This is a genomic window from Streptomyces sp. NPDC096323 (assembly GCF_040302845.1).
In the GTDB taxonomy this organism is placed as follows: Bacteria; Actinomycetota; Actinomycetes; order Streptomycetales; family Streptomycetaceae; genus Streptomyces.
Genome location: NZ_JBEOSI010000003.1, coordinates 438,748 through 458,962, shown reverse-complemented (window position 1 = coordinate 458,962; position 20,215 = coordinate 438,748). Strand labels below are relative to the sequence as shown.

The 20,215-nt window shown below is 70.4% G+C and carries 12 protein-coding genes; 7 read left to right on the top strand and 5 right to left on the bottom strand.

Annotated elements, in window-relative coordinates:
• The first annotated feature begins 203 nt into the window (after positions 1-203).
• Complete coding sequence (locus ABTX18_RS09895; protein ID WP_352122222.1) at positions 204-2,234, top strand: M4 family metallopeptidase; 2,031 nt, start codon at positions 204-206, stop codon at positions 2,232-2,234.
• A gap of 101 nt (positions 2,235-2,335) precedes the next feature.
• On the opposite strand, the gene glgP is transcribed toward ABTX18_RS09895, so the two are convergent.
• Complete coding sequence (glgP, locus tag ABTX18_RS09890; RefSeq protein ID WP_352122221.1) at positions 2,336-4,939, bottom strand: alpha-glucan family phosphorylase; 2,604 nt, start codon at positions 4,937-4,939, stop codon at positions 2,336-2,338.
• A 764-nt stretch (positions 4,940-5,703) separates the two neighbouring features.
• Between glgP and ABTX18_RS09885 the strand changes: the two genes are divergently transcribed.
• From ABTX18_RS09885 to ABTX18_RS09865, 5 genes are all read left to right on the top strand, one after another.
• A complete protein-coding gene (locus ABTX18_RS09885; RefSeq protein WP_352122220.1) occupies positions 5,704-7,743 on the top strand; it encodes an alpha-1,4-glucan--maltose-1-phosphate maltosyltransferase in 2,040 nt (679 codons plus the stop codon).
• Positions 7,740-9,446: a maltose alpha-D-glucosyltransferase gene (gene treS, locus ABTX18_RS09880; RefSeq protein ID WP_352122219.1), complete on the top strand. Its 1,707-nt coding sequence runs from the start codon at positions 7,740-7,742 to the stop codon at positions 9,444-9,446. Before ABTX18_RS09885 ends, treS begins: the two co-directional genes overlap by 4 nt.
• Before the next feature lie 642 nt (positions 9,447-10,088).
• A complete protein-coding gene (locus ABTX18_RS09875; protein ID WP_352122218.1) occupies positions 10,089-11,504 on the top strand; it encodes a maltokinase N-terminal cap-like domain-containing protein in 1,416 nt (471 codons plus the stop codon).
• An 82-nt stretch (positions 11,505-11,586) separates the two neighbouring features.
• Positions 11,587-14,004: a 1,4-alpha-glucan branching enzyme gene (gene glgB, locus ABTX18_RS09870; protein ID WP_352122217.1), complete on the top strand. Its 2,418-nt coding sequence runs from the start codon at positions 11,587-11,589 to the stop codon at positions 14,002-14,004.
• Between the two features lie 118 nt (positions 14,005-14,122).
• Complete coding sequence (locus tag ABTX18_RS09865) at positions 14,123-14,611, top strand: GNAT family N-acetyltransferase (protein ID WP_352122216.1); 489 nt, start codon at positions 14,123-14,125, stop codon at positions 14,609-14,611.
• Between the two features lie 13 nt (positions 14,612-14,624).
• Here ABTX18_RS09865 and trxA read toward each other — a convergent pair whose 3' ends face one another.
• From trxA to ABTX18_RS09845, 4 genes are all read right to left on the bottom strand, one after another.
• Positions 14,625-14,969 carry a thioredoxin gene (gene trxA, locus ABTX18_RS09860; protein WP_352122215.1) on the bottom strand — a complete coding sequence of 115 codons (345 nt, stop codon included), beginning with the start codon at positions 14,967-14,969 and terminating at the stop codon, positions 14,625-14,627.
• The gene (locus ABTX18_RS09855; RefSeq protein WP_352122214.1) at positions 14,966-15,382 is read right to left on the bottom strand and encodes a MerR family transcriptional regulator; all 417 of its coding nucleotides are present in this window, start codon (positions 15,380-15,382) and stop codon (positions 14,966-14,968) included. The genes trxA and ABTX18_RS09855 overlap by 4 nt, the downstream gene beginning before the upstream one ends.
• A gap of 86 nt (positions 15,383-15,468) precedes the next feature.
• The gene (locus tag ABTX18_RS09850) at positions 15,469-16,788 is read right to left on the bottom strand and encodes an RNA-guided endonuclease InsQ/TnpB family protein (RefSeq protein ID WP_352122213.1); all 1,320 of its coding nucleotides are present in this window, start codon (positions 16,786-16,788) and stop codon (positions 15,469-15,471) included.
• A gap of 259 nt (positions 16,789-17,047) precedes the next feature.
• Positions 17,048-18,412, bottom strand: coding sequence for a cation:dicarboxylate symporter family transporter (locus ABTX18_RS09845; RefSeq protein ID WP_352122212.1), 1,365 nt, complete (start codon positions 18,410-18,412; stop codon positions 17,048-17,050).
• Between the two features lie 131 nt (positions 18,413-18,543).
• Here ABTX18_RS09845 and ABTX18_RS09840 point away from each other — a divergent pair, with 131 nt between their 5' ends.
• Positions 18,544-20,214, top strand: coding sequence for a sensor histidine kinase (locus ABTX18_RS09840; protein ID WP_352122211.1), 1,671 nt, complete (start codon positions 18,544-18,546; stop codon positions 20,212-20,214).
• Position 20,215 lies beyond the last annotated feature (1 nt).

Here is a 20,215-nt window from a genome sequence, read left to right as displayed (position 1 = left end):
GGTGACATCGTGGTGATGATCGGCGAAACGTCCGCTTAACGAACATGACCATTCCGGCAACGGACGAATTCCGGCCAACTTGTTGACGCGGTCCTGACACGCAACGCCTTCTGCTGGCACTGTTCACCCCGTTCTGCGCACTGCCTGCTCTGCCCGGACGGCTCACCCAGCCGCCGGTAACCCCCCTCGCAGAAGGAGTCCGCGTGAGATCCACGCTCAGCCGTCGCACCACCGCGACCGGCGCTCTGATAGCCGCAGCCGCCCTCCTCGCCGTAGGAGTCCAGACCGGAACGGCCACCGCGACGCCCGGCGGCACGGCCGAAGCCGCCGCCGCGTCCAAGGCCCGGCCCGGCGCACTGGCCAAGCAGCTCTCGCCCTCGCAGCGGGCCGAGCTGATCCGTGAGGCGAGCGCCGGCACGGCGGCCACGGCCAAGAAGCTGGGGCTCGGCTCGCAGGAGAAGCTCGTCGTCAAGGATGTCGTCCAGGACGTCGACGGAACCACGCACACGCGTTACGAGCGCACCTTCGGCGGGCTTCCCGTCCTCGGCGGCGACCTGGTCGTCCAGGAGACGAAGGCCGGCGCGACCCAGAGCGTCACCAAGGCGTCCAGGACCAGTTCGGCGCAGCTCAAGGCCGTCGACCTGAAGGCGTCCGTGGCCCCCGCGATCGCCACGAAGCAGGCCGTCGGCCTGGCCAAGGCGGAGGGTTCGTCCAGGACCGCGGCCGACAAGGCGCCCCGCAAGGTCGTCTGGATGGCCTCGGGCACCCCGCAGCTCGCCTACGAGACCGTGGTCGGCGGACTCCAGGAGGACGGCACCCCCAACGCCCTCCACGTCATCACCGACGCCACCTCCGGCGCGAAGCTCTACGAGTGGCAGGCCATCGAGAACGGCGTCGGCAACACCGAGTACAGCGGCCAGGTCACGCTCGGCACCTCGGGGTCGTACAACCTGACCGACACCGCCCGCGGCAACCACAAGACGTACAACCTGAACCACGGCACGTCCGGTACGGGCACCCTCTTCTCCGGGTCCGACGACGTCTGGGGCAACGGCCTGGCCTCGAACGCGGAGACCGCTGCGGCGGACGCCCACTACGGTGCGGCCGAGACCTGGGACTACTACAAGAACGTCCACGGCCGGACCGGCATCAAGGGCGACGGCGTCGGCGCGTACTCCCGCGTCCACTACGGCAACAGCTACGTCAACGCCTTCTGGGACGACAGCTGCTTCTGCATGACCTACGGCGACGGCAGCGGCAACGCCTCACCGCTGACCTCGCTGGACGTCGCCGCGCACGAGATGACGCACGGCGTCACCTCCAACACGGCCGACCTGAACTACAGCGGTGAGTCCGGTGGCCTCAACGAGGCGACCAGCGACATCTTCGCCACGGCCGTCGAGTTCTACGCGAACAACACCACCGACAAGGGCGACTACCTCATCGGTGAGAAGATCGACATCAACGGCGACGGCACCCCGCTGCGCTACCAGGACAAGCCGAGCAAGGACGGCGGCTCGAAGGACTCCTGGTACTCGGGCATCGGGAACATCGACGTGCACTACTCGTCGGGCCCGGCCAACCACTTCTTCTACCTTCTCTCCGAAGGCAGCGGCGCCAAGGTGATCAACGGCGTCTCGTACAACTCCCCCACCTCCGACGGTCTGCCGGTGACCGGCATCGGCCGCGACAAGGCCGCGCTGATCTGGTTCAAGGCGCTCACCACCAAGTTCACCTCCACGACCAACTACGCGTCGGCCCGCACCGGGACGCTCGCGGCGGCCGGTGAGCTGTACGGCACGACCAGCGCCGAGTACAAGTCCGTCGCCGACGCCTGGGCCGGCATCAACGTCGGTTCGCGCCCCGGCGGCGGCACCGACCCCGGCGGCACGGTCTTCCAGAACAACACCGTGGTGGCCATCCCGGACGCCGGTGCGGCCGTCACCACCTCCGTCAACGTCACCGGCCGCACCGGCAACGCCCCCAGCACCCTCAAGGTCGGCGTGGACATCACCCACACCTACCGCGGTGACCTGGTCATCGACCTCGTGGCCCCGGACGGCACCGCCTACCGGCTGAAGAACTCCTCGTCGAGCGACTCGGCGGACAACGTGCAGACGACGTACACCGTCAACGCCTCCTCGGAGGTGGCGAACGGCACCTGGAAGCTGAAGGTCCAGGACGTCTACTCGAGCGACACCGGGAAGATCAACAGCTTCAAGCTGACCTTCTGATCCGGCACCGCCGCCCGACGCACGACTGATACGGCAGCCGCCCGGGAGGAGATGACTCCTCCCGGGCGGCTGCGTGCGATTCGGCGCCGTTCAGCGCCGGTTCAGCGCATCAGCACGCCCGCGCCCTCGCCCGTCGCCTCCGTCGGCTGGGCGACCAGGCCGAGTTCGGCGCCGGTGGCCAGCAGCCGGTGGGACGGCAGCACCCGCACGGTGTAGCCGTACGGTCCGGTGCGGTCCAGGGCGAGCGGACCGTCGTACAGCCAGCGGCCCTCCAGATCCTGGCCACCCGCCGGCTTCATCGGGAACACCTGGGCGTCCGAGATAGCGTCGGCGGAGTCGACGCGCCCGGCCACCGCCTGCACCTCCACGTCGTCCGGGTCCAGCGCCCCGAGGGTGATCCGGACCCGCAGCGCCAGGGTGGAGCCGAGTTCGGCCGAGCCGCCGGCCGCGGTGGGCGCCACCGCCTCGACGTGGTCGACGGCCACCCGCGGCCAGGCCGCCCGCACCCTGGCCTTCCAGCCGGCGAGCTCCCGTGCCGCGGCGGGCTCCAGCGTGCGCCCGGCCTGCGCGGCGGGGGCGTACAGCCGCTCCACGTACTCACGGACCATCCGGTCGGCGAGGACCTTGGGGCCCAGGGTGCCCAGGGTGCGGCGGACCATCTCGATCCAGCGCCCGGGGAGCCCCTCCTCCCCCTCGTCGTAGAAGCGCGGGGCGACCCGGTCCTCGATCAGCTCGTAGAGGGCGCCCGCCTCCAGGTCGTCGCGCCGGTCCTCGTCCAGCGCGGAACCCTCGGCCGTGGGGATGGCCCAGCCGAAGTCCGGCTCGAACCACTCGTCCCACCAGCCGTCCAGGACGGACAGGTTGAGGCAGCCGTTGAGCGCCGCCTTCATTCCGCTCGTACCGCAGGCCTCCAGCGGGCGCAGCGGGTTGTTCAGCCAGACGTCGCAGCCCGGGTAGAGCTTCTGGGCCATCGCCATCCCGTAGTCGGGCAGGAAGACGATGCGGTGGCGCACCCTGGGGTCGTCGGCGAACCGGACCAGCTCCTGGACCAGCCGCTTCCCCCCGTCGTCGGCCGGGTGTGCCTTCCCCGCGACGACGATCTGGATCGGCCGCTCCGGGTGCAGGAGCAGCCGCCGCAGCCGGTCCCGGTCGCGCAGCATGAGGGTCAGGCGCTTGTACGAGGGCACCCTGCGGGCGAAGCCGATGGTGAGCACGCCGGGGTCGAGCACCCCGTCGATCCAGCCGAGTTCGGCGGGGTCGGCGCCGCGGGTGCGCCAGGAGTCGTGCAGCCGCCGGCGCACCTCGGTGACCAGCTGTTCGCGCAGGGTGCGGCGCAGGTCCCACAGCTGCCGGTCGGGGATCTGCGTGACGGAGTCCCACCGGCCCGGCGCGGCGCCGGACTCGGCGCGCAGCCGGAAGACCTCGGGGGCGACCCAGGTGGGTGCGTGGACCCCGTTGGTCACGGAGGTGATCGGCACCTCGGGGGCGTCGAAGCCCGGCCAGAGGCCCGCGAACATCTCCCGGCTGACGGCGCCGTGCAGGGTGGAGACCCCGTTGGCGCGCTGGGCGAGCCGGAGGCCCATGACCGCCATGTTGAAGACGCCGGGGTCGCCGCCCGCGTAGGTCTCCATGCCCAGGTGCAGGATGCGGTCGGCCGGTACGCCGGGCAGTTCGCCTTCGTCGCCGAAGTGGCGGGCGACCAGGTCGCGGTCGAAGCGGTCGATGCCGGCGGGGACGGGTGTGTGGGTGGTGAAGACGGTGCCGGCGCGGACGGACTCCACCGCGGAGTCGAAGTCGAGGCCCTTTCCGGAGAGCTCGCGGATGCGTTCGAGTCCGAGGAAGCCGGCGTGGCCCTCGTTGGTGTGGAACACCTCGGGGGCCGGATGGCCGGTGAGCCGGCAGTAGGTCCGCACCGCCCGTACCCCGCCGATGCCCAGCAGCATCTCCTGGAGCAGGCGGTGTTCGCTGCCGCCGCCGTAGAGCCGGTCGGTGACCTCGCGTTCGAGGGGGGCGTTGTCCTCGACGTCGGAGTCGAGCATCAGCAGCGGGACCCGGCCGACCTGCGCCTGCCAGATCTGGGCGTGCAGCGAGCGTCCGCCGGGGAGGGCCAGGACCACCTGGCTGGGTGTTCCGTCGGCCTCGCACAGGAGCGTGAGCGGGAGTTCGTTCGGGTCGAGGATGGGGTAGCGCTCCTGCTGCCAGCCGTCGCGCGAGAGGCTCTGGCGGAAGTAGCCGTGGCGGTAGAGCAGGCCGACGCCGACGAGGGGGACGCCCAGGTCGCTGGCGGCCTTCAGATGGTCTCCGGCAAGGATGCCGAGCCCGCCGGAATACTGCGGCAGGGCCGCCGTCACTCCGAACTCGGGCGAGAAGTAGGCGATGGCGGCGGGGAGCCCGTCGCCCTGGGCGCGCTGCTCCTGGTACCACCGGGGGCCCTCCAGATACTCCCGGAGGTCGGCGGACACCTCGGTGAGCCGGCGCAGGAACTGCTCGTCCCCGGCCAGTTCGGCGAGGCGTCCGGCGGACACGGCGCCGAGCATGCGCACGGGGTCGCACTCCGCCGTCCGGCCGGCCACCGGGTCGACGGCCTGGAAGAGCTCTCGGGTCTCGGTGTGCCAGGACCAGCGCAGGTTGCGCGCGAGGTCGCTGAGCGGTTGAAGGGGATCGGGGAGGACGGGACGCACGGTGAACCGACGAATGGCCTTCACGTATTCCACCTTTACAGGGGACGTACGAATCCGGGCGGACGCACCGCTGTGTGCGCCGCCGCATCACCCTCGACGGTAGTGGTACGCGGCCCGCCGGAACCACGGCGCACGACCGGCCGGGGTGTGCGACCCCTGAGGGCCGGCCGCTCCCGGCGCCGCCATCGCTCGCGTCCGTCCCGCACCACCCGCAGATCCAGACACATCCGTCACAGGCGTTATGGCCGATTCCCTCCCCTCATGCGGCCTTGTGGGGCTTCGCGTCACAAGGAAAGCTGCCGTGTGGCGCCCGTACCGCCCCGCGTGCGCCGGCTCCGCGCAATCCCGCGCACGCGCGGCGGAGCCCGGCGCATTCGGAACGTCACAGATACGCCCGAGTAGTTAACACACCACCGGATTGGCCCACCGAGATCCGTGGGAAGGCTTCTCCGGTACCGGAACGAATGCATTCGGATGAGAGCTGAAGGCGATCCGTAACCGCCCCGCGCACGATTCATCCCCTGTCCACCGGCGATCCGCTCCCGGTTCGTATGCAATCGCTGCGGACGATGTACGCATTCGGTCCACACCCGTGCACCCGACCGTCCACCTCCTCCATTCGAGTGCCATTCGAGTGAACGCGGACAGGAGCGGCCATGCCCACACCCCATCAGTCACCGACCGAGCAGCTAGAAAGGACCGAACCCCACCATCGCGGCGCGCGCGTTCCGCCCTCCCCGCCCCCTTCGCGCCCTGCCGAGTCCGAGCTCCAGTCCCCAGGTGATTTCATGATCGGTCGCATTCCCGTCCTCGACGTCCGTCCGCTCGTCGACTGCGGCAGAAGGCCCGCCAAGGCCGTCGCCGGTGAAACCTTCCAGGTCTCCGCGACCGTCTTCCGCGAGGGCCATGACGCGGTCGCGGCCAACGTCGTCCTGCGCGGCCCGAGCGGCCGCCCCGGCCCCTGGACGCCGATGCGCGAACTCGCCCCGGGCACCGACCGCTGGGGCGCCGACGTGACTCCGGACGCCGAGGGCCGCTGGACGTACAAGGTCGAGGCCTGGAGCGACCCGGTCGCCACCTGGCTCCACGCGGCGCAGATCAAGATCCCGGCGGGGATCGACACCGCCCTCGTCCTGGCGGAGGGTGCCGAGCTGTACGAGCGGGCCGCCGGGGGCGTGCCCAAGCGCGACGGGCGCGAGGCGGTGCTGGCCGCGGTCGACGCCCTGCGCGACGAGTCCCGGCCGGCCGCCGCCCGGCTGGCCGGGGCGCTCACCCCGGAGGCGGACGCCGCGCTGGCCCGTCACCCCTTGCGTGAACTGGTCACCGCGTCCCGCCCGCAACCGCTCGTCGTCGAGCGCCGGCGCGCGCTCTTCGGCTCCTGGTACGAGCTGTTCCCCCGCTCCGAGGGGGCCAGGACCGAACCGGCGAAGGCACCCCGCAAGGGCCGTACGGCCAAGGCCGCCGAGGCCCCGCAGCCGCCCCGGATCATCAGCGGCACGTTCCGCACGGCGGCCGAACGGCTGCCCGCGGTCGCCGCCATGGGGTTCGACGTGGTCTACCTCCCGCCCATCCACCCCATCGGCACCACCCACCGCAAGGGCCGCAACAACTCGCTCTCCCCCTCCCCGCACGACGTGGGCGTGCCGTGGGCGATCGGTTCCCCCGAGGGCGGTCATGACGCGGTCCATCCGGATCTCGGCACGCTGGAGGACTTCGGCCATTTCGTCGAGACGGCCCGCAACCTGCGCATGGAGATCGCGCTGGACTTCGCCCTCCAGTGCTCGCCCGACCATCCCTGGGTGGAGAAGCACCCCGAGTGGTTCCACCACCGGGTGGACGGCACCATCGCCTATGCGGAGAATCCTCCGAAGAAATACCAGGACATCTACCCGATCGCCTTCGACAAGGATCTCCGGGGCCTGGTCACGGAGACCGTACGCATCCTGCGTTTCTGGATGGACCGCGGTGTACGCATCTTCCGGGTCGACAATCCGCACACCAAGCCGGTGATCTTCTGGGAAAAGGTGATCGCCGACATCAACGGCACCGACCCCGACGTGATCTTCCTGGCCGAGGCATTCACCCGCCCCGCGATGATGCGCGCCCTCGCGACGGTCGGATTCCAGCAGTCGTACACCTACTTCACCTGGCGCAACACCCGGCAGGAAATCACGGAGTACGTGACCGAGCTGGCCGGTGAATCGGCCTCCGTCATGAGGCCCAATTTCTTCGTGAACACCCCCGACATCCTTCCGGGTTATCTCCAGGAGGGCGGCAGGCCGGCCTTCGAGGCACGGGCGGTGCTCGCGGCGACCCTCTCCCCGTCCTGGGGGGTGTACGCGGGGTTCGAGCTGTGCGAGAACACCCCGGTCAGCAACGGCAGTGAGGAGTACCTCGACTCGGAGAAGTACGAGATCCGGCCCAGGGACTGGGAAGCCGCCGAGCGCGAGGGCCGGTCGCTGGCCCCGCTCATCACCACGCTCAACCGGATCAGGCGCCGTCACCCGGCGCTGCAGCAGCTGCGTGACGTGCACTTCCACTCGTCCGACAACGACGCCCTGATCGTGTACAGCAAGCGCTCCGGTTCGAACATCGTTCTGACGGTCGTCAACCTCGACCCGCACCACACCCAGGAGGCGACCGTCTCGTTGGACATGCCGCAACTCGGCCTCGACCGGCACGAGAGCGTGCCGGTGCGCGACGAGCTCACCGGCCATTCCTATCACTGGGGCAGGACCTTCTATGTGCGTCTTGAGCCGGGCGTCACGCCCGCGCACATCGCGGTCCTGCGACCGTCCCCGCCGACCGGAGGGTCACCCACACCATGATCGTCAATGAGCCCGTCCACGACACGTTCGAGGACACCCCGGCAAAGGACCGCGATCCCGACTGGTTCAAGCGTGCCGTCTTCTACGAGGTCCTCGTCCGGTCCTTCCAGGACTCCAACGGCGACGGCATCGGAGATCTGAAGGGGATCACCGCCAAGCTGGACTACCTGCAGTGGCTGGGCGTCGACTGCCTCTGGCTGCCGCCGTTCTTCAAGTCGCCGCTGCGCGACGGCGGCTACGACGTGTCCGACTACACCGCCGTGCTGCCCGAATTCGGGGACCTCGCCGACTTCGTCGAGTTCGTCGACGCCGCGCACCAGCGCGGCATGCGCGTGATCATCGACTTCGTCATGAATCACACCAGCGACCAGCACGACTGGTTCCAGCAGTCCCGTACCGACCCCGACGGGCCCTACGGCGACTACTACGTCTGGGCCGACGACGACAAGCAGTTCCAGGACGCCCGGATCATCTTCGTCGACACGGAGACGTCCAACTGGACCTTCGACCCGGTGCGCAAGCAGTACTACTGGCACCGGTTCTTCTCGCACCAGCCCGATCTCAACTACGAGAACCCGGCGGTGCAGGAGGAGATCATCTCCGCGCTGCGCTTCTGGCTGGACCTCGGCATCGACGGCTTCCGCGTCGACGCCGTGCCCTACCTCTACCAGCGCGAGGGCACCAACTGCGAGAACCTCCCGGAGACCCACGGCTTCCTCAAGCGGGTCCGCAAGGAGATCGACGCCAACTACCCCGACACCGTGTTGCTCGCCGAGGCCAACCAGTGGCCCGAGGACGTCGTCGACTACTTCGGCGACTACCAGTCCGGCGGCGACGAGTGCCACATGGCGTTCCACTTCCCGGTGATGCCACGGATCTTCATGGCCGTACGGCGCGAGAGCCGCTACCCGGTCTCGGAAATCCTGGCCAAGACACCGGCGATCCCGTCGGGCTGCCAGTGGGGCATCTTCCTGCGCAACCACGACGAGCTGACGCTCGAGATGGTCACGGACGAAGAACGCGACTACATGTACGCGGAGTACGCCAAGGACCCGCGGATGCGGGCCAACATCGGCATCCGCCGCCGGCTGGCGCCGCTGCTGGACAACGACCGCAACCAGATCGAGCTGTTCACCGCCCTGCTGCTGTCGCTGCCCGGCTCTCCGATCCTCTACTACGGGGACGAGATCGGGATGGGCGACAACATCTGGCTGGGCGACCGGGACGCCGTACGCACCCCCATGCAGTGGACGCCCGACCGCAACGCCGGCTTCTCCTCCAGCGATCCGGGACGGCTGTACCTCCCCACGATCATGGATCCGGTCTACGGCTACCAGGTCACCAACGTCGAGGCGTCGATGGCCTCGCCGTCGTCGCTGCTGCACTGGACGCGGCGGATGATCGAGATCCGCAAACAGAACCCGGCGTTCGGCCTCGGCTCGTACAACGAGCTGCCGTCCTCCAACCCCGCCGTGCTCGCCTTCACCCGTGAGCACGGGGACGATCTCGTGCTGTGCGTGCACAACTTCTCGCGGTTCGCACAGCCGACGGAACTCGATCTGAGGTCCTTCAACGGGCGTCATCCCGTGGAACTGATCGGCGGGGTGCGCTTCCCCGCCATCGGTCAGTGGCCCTACCTGCTGACTCTCGCGGGACACGGCTTCTACTGGTTCCGGCTGCGCAAGGACGCGCCCCCGAGCTGATGCGGGGACGGCTAAGGGCTGTCCCGCAATTCCTGGTGGATCAGCGCGCGGCGTCAGATGCGGTGCATCGCAAGGCGGAGAGGCGCCCGCATACTGGATGTATTCGGGCGTTTCGACAACGCGGCGAGGTGCCGTAGCTGTCGTCGCGCGCCCGCCAGGAATTGCGGGACAGCCCTTAGGGCCTTTCGTTTGTATCAGGCCGGATCAGGGAGCGGGGTCCGGTGCGTGCAGCTGCAAGGCGGAGGAGGGAGTCATGGCGATCGGCGCCTCCCCTGCTCGAGCGCAGCCGAGAGCTCGGGGAACCTGGCGACCGACGACAACGCGGGAGGGGGTCCCCCCGGGTCGAGCGAAGCCGAGACCTCGGGGGAGTGCGTGCCGGACCTCCCGAGCCCGGCATGATCCGGACGAGAGGCCCTGGCGGCACTGCCGGCGGGGCGGTTTCCACCGCCCCGCACGGGGCACCCTTCCCCTCATATCGAGTGCTTCCGTGCCCTTCTTGGATCTTCCTGGCGTTTCGATCACCCGAGTCGAGTCCGTACGGACCATCCTGACCCGACACGTCCCGCACAGCCGGACAGCTAAAGCCGCAATCCGGGACACTCTTCGCATCCTGTGGTGTGCCCGGGGAAAGGACGCGATGCCATGTCGGAGACTGCATCCGCTCAGGTCACCCTGGCGAACAGCACAGCCCTGCTCCCGTCTCTCGGACCGCTGCTACATGAATGGCTGCCCCGGCAGCGGTGGTTCGCGGGCAAGGGGAGGCCCATCGCCGCCTTCTCGCTCGTGTCGGCGACCGAGATACTGCCCGTGGACTCCGGCGCGGCCGATACCGGCCCGGGGCTCCTGCACCTCCTGGTGAGGGCCCATCAGCCCACGATGGCGGACCAGCCGCCGCCGGACTGCTACCAGCTGCTGCTCGGCGTACGCCCCACCCTGCCCCCGCACCTGGCGCCCGCCCTCATCGGTCATGTGGCGGACGGGCCGCTGGCCGGCCGCACCGTCTACGACGGCCTGCACGACCCCCGCCTCGCCGCGCTGCTGCTGGAGCGGCTGCGCACGCCGGGCCGTCTCGGCGGTCTGCGCTTCGGCCGGGGTTCGGAGCCGGTCGCCGCCCACCTCACCCCCCGGGTGCTGGACACCGAGCAGTCCAACTCCTCGCTCGTGTACGGCGACTCCTACATCCTGAAGATCTTCCGCCGGGTGTTCCCGGGGACCAACCCCGATCTGGAGCTGCCGCTCGCGCTCTCCCGCGAGGGGTGCGGGCGCGTGCCCGCGCCGGTCGCGTGGTTCGAGGCCGCCTCGCCGGAACACCTCACGCTCGGCGTTCTCCAGCCGTTCCTGCGCGGCGCCCAGGACGGCTGGCAGCTCGCCCTGCGCGCGCTGGCGGCCGGGCACGACTTCACCCAGGAGGCCCATGCGCTGGGCCGGGCCACCGCCGAGGTGCACACCGCGCTCGCCGCCGCACTGCCCACGCCGCCCCTGCACCGCTCGCAGACCGAGGAGCTGGCCGCCGCCATGGTGCGGCGGCTGGAGGCGGCCGCTCACGCGGTGCCAGAGCTGGTGCCGTACGTCCCCGGACTGCGCGCGGCCTTCGACGCCGTGACGGTCATGGGCCGGCGGGGTCTCGGCTGGGCCGCCCAGCGCGTGCACGGCGACCTCCACCTCGGCCAGACGCTGCGCGACACCGACGGTTTCTGGTCACTGATCGACTTCGAGGGCGAACCGGCCCGCCCGCTCCCGGAGCGCCGCAGCCCGCAGTCACCGGTTCGCGACATCGCCGGAATGCTCCGCTCCTTCGACTACGCGGCCCGCTCGCACCGGCCCTGGAACGCCGCATGGGCGGCGCGCTGCCGGACCGCCTACTGCGACGGCTACGCGCAGGCCGCGGGCATCGACCCCCGCGGCGAGCCGGAACTGCTCCGCGCCCACGAGACCGACAAGGCGGTCTACGAGGTGCTGTACGAGGCCCGGCACCGGCCCGACTGGCTGCCGGTCCCCATGGCCGCGATCCACCGTCTGGCGGCCGACGCCGACCGATCCGGCCCGGCCCTCCCGTAGCCGCGGCCCGCGCCCCACCCGCCCCGCTCCGGCCCGTCCCACCCGGCCCCACCCACCCACACCCTCCGAGGAGGCTGTCCCTGTGACCGCCCGCAAGCCGTCCCGCAACAGGTCCGAGCCCGCTCCGACCACCACCGACGCCACCCTCTCCGCGTCCCCCGCCGACCATACGGAAGCCGCCGGCCCGGCCACCGGAACCCTCGCACCGGCCGCGGCGGACGCACCACCCGCAGCCGTGGCTCCCCCGGCCAAGCGGGCCAGGAAAGCGGCGGCCCCGCCACGTCCGCGCAGCGCCGGCGGGCAGGGGGTCCGCCCCGCCGCCCCGCTCGACGACGCGGACCGGGGGCGCCTCCTGGCGGGCGAGCACCACGCCCCGCACGACCTGCTCGGCGCGCACCAGGTCCGCGGCGGGGTCGTCTTCCGGACACTGCGTCCGTTCGCCCGCTCGGTCACGGTGCTCGCCAAGGGGCTGCGGGCCCAGCTGCTCGACGACGGCGACGGGTTCTTCTCCGGGCTCCTGCCGATGCCCGCGGTCCCCGAGTACCGGCTCCTGGTGGCCTACGACGACAACGAGACCGAGATCCACGATCCGTACCGCTTCCTGCCCGCCCTCGGCGAACTCGATCTGCATCTGATCAGCGAGGGCCGGCACGAGGAACTGTGGACTGCGCTCGGCGCCCGGACGATGGAGCACCAGGGCGTCACCGGCACCCGGTTCACCGTGTGGGCGCCCAACGCGCGCGGCGTGCGGGTCAGCGGGGACTTCAACTACTGGGACGGCACCGGGTTCCCGATGCGTTCGCTCGGCTCCTCCGGCGTGTGGGAGCTGTTCCTGCCGGCGATCGGGGAGGGCGCGCTGTACAAGTTCGACATCTGCCGCCCCGACGGCTCGCACACGATGCGCGCCGACCCGATGGCCCGCCATGCCGAGGTCCCGCCGTCCACCGCATCGGTCGTGACGGCCTCGCACCACGTCTGGCAGGACGAGGAGTGGATGACGCGCCGCGGGGACGTCCCCGTGCACGAGGCACCCTTCTCCGTCTACGAGGTGCACCTGCCGTCCTGGCGGCCGGGGCTGACCTATCGCCAGCTCGCCGAGCAGCTCCCCGCGTACGTGAGCGACCTGGGGTTCACCCATGTGGAGATGATGCCGGTCTCCGAGCACCCCTTCGGCGGCTCCTGGGGCTACCAGGTCACGGGTTTCTACGCTCCGACGTCCCGCCTGGGCTCCCCCGACGACTTCCGCTTCCTCGTCGACGCGCTGCACCGCGCGGGGATCGGCGTCATCGTCGACTGGGTGCCGGCGCACTTCCCGCGGGACGACTGGGCACTCGCCGAGTTCGACGGCCGCCCGCTGTACGAGCACGCGGACCCGCGGCGGGCCGCGCACCCGGACTGGGGCACCCTCGAATTCGACTACGGCCGGACCGAGGTGCGCAACTTCCTGGTCGCCAACGCGACTTATTGGTGCGAGGAGTTCCACATCGACGGGCTGCGGGTCGACGCGGTCGCCTCGATGCTCTACCTCGACTACTCGCGCGAGGACGGTCAGTGGTCGCCGAACGAATTCGGCGGCCGGGACAATCCGGACGCCGTGGCCTTCCTCCAGGAGATGAACGCCACCGTCTACCGGCGAAACCGCGGTGTCGTCACCATCGCGGAGGAGTCCACGGCCTGGGACGGCGTCACCCGTGCCACGCATCATGTGGGCCCCGGCGGCTTCGGCGGTCTCGGCTTCGGGCTGAAGTGGAACATGGGCTGGATGCACGACTCGCTGGAGTACGTGTCGAAGGAGCCGGTGCACCGCAAGTACCACCACAACGAGATGACCTTCTCGATGGTGTACGCGTACAGCGAGAACTACGTCCTGCCGATCTCGCACGACGAGGTCGTGCACGGCAAGCAGGCGCTGGTCAGCAAGATGCCCGGCGACTGGTGGCAGCAGCGCGCCAACCACCGCGCCTATCTCGGCTTCATGTGGGCCCACCCCGGCAAGCAACTGCTCTTCATGGGGCAGGAGTTCGCCCAGGGCGCCGAGTGGTCGGAGGGGCACGGCCCGGACTGGTGGCTGCTCGACCCGTCGTACTCGGCGGAGAGCGACCACCGGGGCGTGCGGGACCTGGTGAGCGATCTGAACGCGGTGTACGGGGCGACGCCCGCGCTCTGGCAGCGGGACACGGTCCCGGAGGGCTTCAGCTGGATCGACGGCGGCGCCGCGGAGGACAACGCCTTCTCGTTCGTACGGTACGACGCGCAGGGCTCACCGCTGATCGCCGTCTCCCACTTCTCCCCGGTGGTGCGGCACGACTACCGCATCGGGGTGCCGGATGGGCCCGAGGCATGGGTGGAGGTCCTGAACACGGACGAGCTGCGCTACGGCGGCAGCGACGTACGCAACGAGGAACCGCTGAAGCCCGAGGCGGTGGCGGCGCACGGCAGGGACACCAGCATCACGCTGACCCTCCCGCCGCTGGCGACGGTCTGGCTGCGGCCGGCCTGAGCGGACGGCGTCGGACCGGGACCGGCGGGGGCGGGGTTCGCCCCGCCGGTCCCGGCGGTGAAACGGCTTTGCGCTCCGGGCGACCGGCGTAGATGCTGGCTCGCCGGAGGTGGGGAAGATGACCGATGTCGTGCTGAGGCTGTCGGCCCGCGATCTGGTGCACGCGGACCTGGCGTCGTGCGGATGGTCGGGGTCCGCGCACCATCTGGCCAACGTCGCCCGGCAGTTGGAACGGGCGCGGACCGGTGACGTCGACTACCTCGCGGTCTGCCCGCCGACGGACATCCCCGTGGCGAAGGGTGGCGTCGACTACCGGGCCAGGGAGGGCACCGGCATCCTGTGGCAGCTGGCGGTCCACCCCGCGCTGCAGTCGTGCGGGATCGGCGCGTTCCTGGTCCGGGCCGCGGAGCAGCGGATCAGGGACCGCGGGCTGCGCCACGCCGGACTGGCCGTGGAGGAGAGCAACCCGCGGGCACGTGCGCTGTACGAACGGCTGGGTTACACCGCGTACGACCGGCAGCCGGACGCGTGGGACGAACAGGGCCCCGACGGGTCGTTGCGCCGGTACGAGACGGTGTGCGTGCTGATGCGGAAGGAACTCTCCTAGACCGCGGACGCTCTCAGACCGCCGCCGGGAGCACGTCCTCCAGCTCCTGGAGCAGCCGGCGCTTGGGGCGGGCGCCCACCATCGACTTCACGGGTTCGCCGTCCTGGAAGACCATCAGGGTGGGCATCGACAGCACCGTGTAGCGGCCGGTGATCTCCGGGTTGTGGTCCACGTCGATCTGCACCACCTTGAGCCGGCCGGCCTCCTCCTGGGCGATCGCGCTGAGCACCGGGGCCAGCTGGCGGCAGGGGCCGCACCAATCGGCGGTGAATTCGACCAGGACCGGCACTCCGGCTGCCAGGACCTCCGCGTCGAACGTCGTGTCGGTGACTTCGGCGACACCTTCTGCGTGGATCATTCGTCGTCCTCCCAGTTCAGTTCACAACGTGGTTCGGGACCGCCGGGCACACCGGCGGAGGCCTCGAGTTCGGCGCGGGCCAGCTGGGCGCCCACCTCCGTGCGCACGGCCTGCAGCTGGCCGATGAGGGCGTCCAGCTCGCCGAGCTTGCGCCGGTAGACGGCCAGCGAGGCCGGGCAGGAGTCGCCCGCCGGATGGCCGGCGCGCAGGCAGTCGACGAAGGGGCGGGTCTCCTCCAGGTCGAACCCGAAGTCCTGAAGGGTCCGGATCTGCTGGATCAGCCGCAGGTCGCCCTCGTCGTACGTGCGGTAGCCGTTCTCCGCGCGGCGTGCCGGCAGCAGGCCCCGTGATTCGTAGTACCGCAGCGTCCGTGTCGTCGTCCCGGCGCGTTCGGCCAGCTCCCCGATTCGCATGCCCTGACGGTAATCCTTGACGTCGGCGTCAAGGCAAGCAGAACCGAGGCAAGGCAGGGACCATTCGAGACGCAAACCGTCCGAAATCATTGACGGCCGCCTGAGAGGGTAACTACTGGAACTGACCGGGCATGGGCATCGGCGAATTCGACATCGTGACTCCTCCCCGCCCCGAGGGGCGGAGCTTCTCGCTGCGCCGTGGTGGCGTCGCGACGGACCAGCCCGGCCCGTAGAACGTTGAGTGCCCCGACCTCGTCGGCATGGGCCTGGTGGCCGCAGTCGACGCAGTGGAACTTCTCCTGCGTGAGCCGGTTCTCCTTCGAAGTGTGCCCGCATGCGGGACACGTGCGGGAGGTGTTGCGGGGGTCCACGGCCATCACTTCCCGCCCGGCACTCTCAGCCTTCGCGTTCAGGATCGTCAGGAACACCCCCCAACCGGCATCAGCGATCGAACGGTTCAGCCCGGCCTTGGCCGCAGCCCCGTTGGACAGGAACACGCCCGGCCTATCGGGATCGGGCTTCGGTGCGGGGGCCTTGCTCATGTTGCGGATCTTGAGGTCTTCGTGCGCGATGAAGTCATGCTCACGGACCAGCGTGAGCGCGGTCTTGTGCGCGTGGTCAAGTCGCCGACGCCGCACCTTGCCATGCAGGGCGCCCACCTTCTCCACCGCCCGCTGATGGTTGCGGGTGCGGTTCTTGGCCCTGCAGCGGGGGAACCGGGACAGTGCCCGCTGCGCGGCCTCCAGCTTGCAGGCGGCCTTGCGGGCGTGGCGGGGGTTGGGGATGTGGGTGCCGTTGGAGTCGGTGAGAAACGAGGCGATGCCGAGGTCGATGCCGATGTCGGAGCCGGTTGGGGGAAGTGGTTCGGGCAGGGACTGTTCCGTGGTGAGTACGACGAACCATTTGCGGCCCTCGCGCTTCACACTGACGGTCCTGACCGTGCCGACCACTGGGCGGTGTTGGTTGACCTTGATGTGCCCGACGCCCTGGAAGCGGACTCGGGTGACCTGGTCGTGCGGGGTGGAGTCCCAGCGGCAGCCGTCCCCGTCCCGGGGGAAGTCCACCGTGTCGAACCAGGTCACCCCGCGAAAGCGGGGGTAGCCGGGCTTGTCCCCTGCCTTGACCCGGCGGAAGAACGCCGCAAACGCCTTGTCCAGCCTTCGCAACGTTGCCTGCTGGGAGCTGAACGACCAGCGACCCTGCCCCTCGGGGTCGAAAGCTCGGATGTCCTTGAGCTGCCCGGGCTGCATCCCGTACTTGATACTCACCCTCGACGGGTGCCGGTAGGCGTCACGGCGTTCCTGCAACGCACCGTTGTAGAGCGAGCAATGATCACGCAGCATCTCACCGAGCGCAATTGCCTGGCCCACGGTAGGCCGCAAGAGAAACTTGTATGCACGGATCACGAGCCCACCCCCTTCACCTGGCCCTACGAACGAACGTACCGTCGGCAAACATCAACGCGACTGGGAACCGCGCCTCTTCACTCTCAGGAGTGAGTGCGTCACGCAGTACATCGAGAGGCAGAAACGTCCACTCCGACCATCACCAGTCCGTCGTCCACATCCCGTACGGCTGAGGCGCGGGCCCGCCCGGGCAGACGGATGCGGCCGGTACGGGAGCCCCGTACCGGCCGCATCGGCGCATCGGCGCATCGGCGCCGCGTTACACCTTCGTGAGCGAGGGCTGCTCCTCGCCGCCGTCCCTGGCGCCGGGGACGTACGGCTCGGCGGGGCCCTCGTCCGCGAGCATCGACTCGTCGAACGGGAGGGATCCGGACAGGACCTGCTCCACCCGCTCCTTGTCGATCTCCTTGGTCCAGGTGCCGACGAGCACCGTGGCCACCGCGTTGCCCGCGAAGTTCGTCAGGGCGCGGGCCTCGCTCATGAAGCGGTCGATGCCGACGATCAGGCCGACGCCGTCCACCAGCTCGGGGCGGTGCGACTGGAGGCCGCCGGCGAGGGTGGCGAGGCCCGCGCCGGTGACGCCCGCCGCGCCCTTGGAGGCGATCACCATGAAGACCAGCAGCGAGATCTGCTCGCCGATGCTCAGCGGGTCACCCGTCGCGTTGGCGATGAAGAGCGAGGCCATCGTGAGGTAGATGGCCGTGCCGTCGAGGTTGAAGGAGTAGCCGGTCGGCACGGTGATGCCGACGACGGGCTTGCTGACGCCCATATGCTCCATCTTCGCGATCAGCCGCGGCAGGGCCGACTCGGACGAGGAGGTCGAGAGGATGAGCAGGAACTCGCGGCCCAGGTACTTCAGCAGCGCGAAGATGTTGACCCCGGCCACCAGGCGCAGGATCGTGCCCAGGATCAGGAACACGAAGAGCGCGCAGGTGATGTAGAAGCCGATCATGATGACCGCGAGGGACTTCAGGGCGTCCACACCGGTCTCGCCGACCACGGCCGCCATCGCGCCGAACGCGCCGACCGGGGCCATCCACATGATCATGGCGAGGATGCGGAAGACGAGCCGCTGGATGTGGCCGATGCCGCGCAGCACCGGCTCGCCGGCCGAGCCCAGCGCCTGGAGCGCGAAGCCCGCGAGCAGGGCGATGAGCAGGGTCTGCAGGACCTCGCCCTCGGTGAAGGCCGACACCATGGTGGTGGGGATGATGCCGAGCAGGAAGTCCGCGGTGGACTCGCTGGCACCCGAAGCCTGCTTCTCGCCCGCGGCGCGGGCCGCCTCGGTGAGGTGGAGGCTGGACCCGGGCTCCAGGATGTTCCCGACGACCAGGCCGATGGCCAGGGCGACGGTCGACATCACCAGGAAGTAGCCGAGGGCCAGACCGCCGACGGCGCCGACCTTGGCGGCCTTGCGTACGGAGCCGACGCCCAGCACGATCGTGCAGAAGATGATCGGCGAGATCATCATCTTGATGAGGTTGACGAAGCCGGTTCCGATCGGCTTGAGCTCGACGGCGGCATCCGGGGCGACGAGGCCGACCAGGATGCCGAGGCCCACCGCCGCGATCACGGCGAGATACAGATATTTCGTACGGTCCCGCTTGGCGGCGGCCACTGGCACGGGGGTCTCCTCGGCTCTGTCCTTGTCCCTCCCCCGTCCCTGGGGGCCCCGGCGACTATTCCGCTCCCTGTGACGGCGGTCACCCTTACGTGCATTTCGTTCATACGATTTCGGCCAGGCATGCTGTGAGGATGCGTTTCCCCCGTACCCGCCCGCGCAGCCTCGCGGGCCAGCTCTTCGCCATGCAGGTGGTGCTGGTCGCGGCCGTGGTGGCGGGGTGTGCCTTCTTCGCGTACGTCTCCGGCAGCGGCCAGGCCGAGGAGACCGCGACGCGGCAGGTGCGGACGGCCGCGCTGGCGATCGCGGGTTCGCCTTCGGTAGGGGAGGCGATCCGCACCCCGGACCCGTCGGCGGTGCTCCAGCCGTACGCGGAGCGGGTCCGCAAGAAGACCGGGATCGCCTTCGTCACCATCATGGATCCGCAGGGGGTCCGCTGGACGCACCCGCACACCGAGCAGATCGGCGAGAGCTTCCTGGGGCACACCGCCCGCGCCCTGCAGGGTGAGACCTTCTCGGAGACGTACACCGGCACGCTCGGCCCCTCGATCCGGGTCGTGACCCCGGTCCGGGACGGCGGCCGGATCGTGGGCCTCGTCAGTGCGGGCATCACGGTCGAACGCGTCTCCTCGCAGGTGCGGGCGCAGCTGGGCGCCCTGGGGCTCGCGGCGGGCGCGGCGCTGGCGCTGGGCGGCCTCGGCACGTACGTGATCAACGCCCGGCTGCGGCGGCACACCCATGGGATGAACGCCGCCGAGCTGAGCCGGCTGCACGACTACCACGAGGCCACGCTGCACGCGGTGCACGAGGGGCTGCTGATGCTCGACGGGCAGCGCAGGATCGCGCTGATCAACGACGCGGGCCGCGAGCTGCTGGGGCTGGCGCCCGGCACGGTCGGCCGACGGGTCACCGAACTCGATCTGCCCGCGCCGCTGACGGGGGCCCTGCTCGCGTCCGAGGAGCGGGTCGACGAGGTGCACCTGACGGCGGACCGGGTGATCGTGGTCAACACCCGCCCCGTGGTGGGCGGGGAGCGGCGCGGCACCGTCATCACCCTGCGCGACCACACGGAACTCCAGGCGCTGTCCGGCGAGCTGGACTCGGAGCGCGGGTTCACCCAGGCCCTGCGCTCGCAGGCGCACGAGGCGGCGAACCGGCTGCACACGGTGGTCTCGCTGATCGAGCTGGGCCGGCAGGACGAGGCGGTCGGCTTCGCGACGGCGGAGCTGGAGCTGGCCCAGGCACTGACCGACCGGGTCGTCGGCGCCGTCGGCGAACCGGTGCTGGCGGCCCTGCTGCTCGGCAAGGCCGCGCAGGCGAACGAGCGCGGGGTGGAGCTGGTGCTGGCGGACGACAGCCTGATCGACGACGGGGCCCTGCCGGCGACGTTGCCGCAGCGCGACCTGGTGACCATTGTCGGCAACCTGATCGACAACGCGGTGGAGGCGGCGTCCGAGGCGGTGACCGGCGCCCCCGACGGCGTCCCCGTCCAGCGCACGGGCCCGCGGCCGCCCCGCGCCCGGGTCACGGTCACCGCGCTCGCCGGCGACGGAGAACTCCTGCTGCGCGTCGCCGACAACGGGGCGGGCGTCGGACCGGCCGACGCCGACGAGGTCTTCCGCCGCGGCTGGTCGACGCACGGCACGGGCCGCGGGCTCGGCCTGGCGCTCGTCCGGCAGGCCGCGCACCGCAACGGCGGGTCCGTGGTGCTGGAGGACGGCCCGGAGGGCGGCGCGGAGTTCACCGTACGGCTGCCCCTGGCGCAAAGCAGCGGCAGCGACGCGCGGAAGGAGGCGGCCCTGTGAC

Excerpts from the sequence above, each read along its gene's own strand:
- treS (WP_352122219.1), top strand. The coding sequence starts at position 7,740 with ATGATCGTCAATGAGCCCGTCCACGACACGTTCGAGGACACCCCGGCA.
- ABTX18_RS09855 (WP_352122214.1), bottom strand. The coding sequence starts at position 15,382 with ATGCGAATCGGGGAGCTGGCCGAACGCGCCGGGACGACGACACGGACG.
- ABTX18_RS09885 (WP_352122220.1), top strand. The coding sequence starts at position 5,704 with ATGATCGGTCGCATTCCCGTCCTCGACGTCCGTCCGCTCGTCGACTGC.
- ABTX18_RS09840 (WP_352122211.1), top strand. The coding sequence starts at position 18,544 with ATGCGTTTCCCCCGTACCCGCCCGCGCAGCCTCGCGGGCCAGCTCTTC.
- ABTX18_RS09865 (WP_352122216.1), top strand. The coding sequence starts at position 14,123 with ATGACCGATGTCGTGCTGAGGCTGTCGGCCCGCGATCTGGTGCACGCG.
- ABTX18_RS09875 (WP_352122218.1), top strand. The coding sequence starts at position 10,089 with ATGTCGGAGACTGCATCCGCTCAGGTCACCCTGGCGAACAGCACAGCC.
- trxA (WP_352122215.1), bottom strand. The coding sequence starts at position 14,969 with ATGATCCACGCAGAAGGTGTCGCCGAAGTCACCGACACGACGTTCGAC.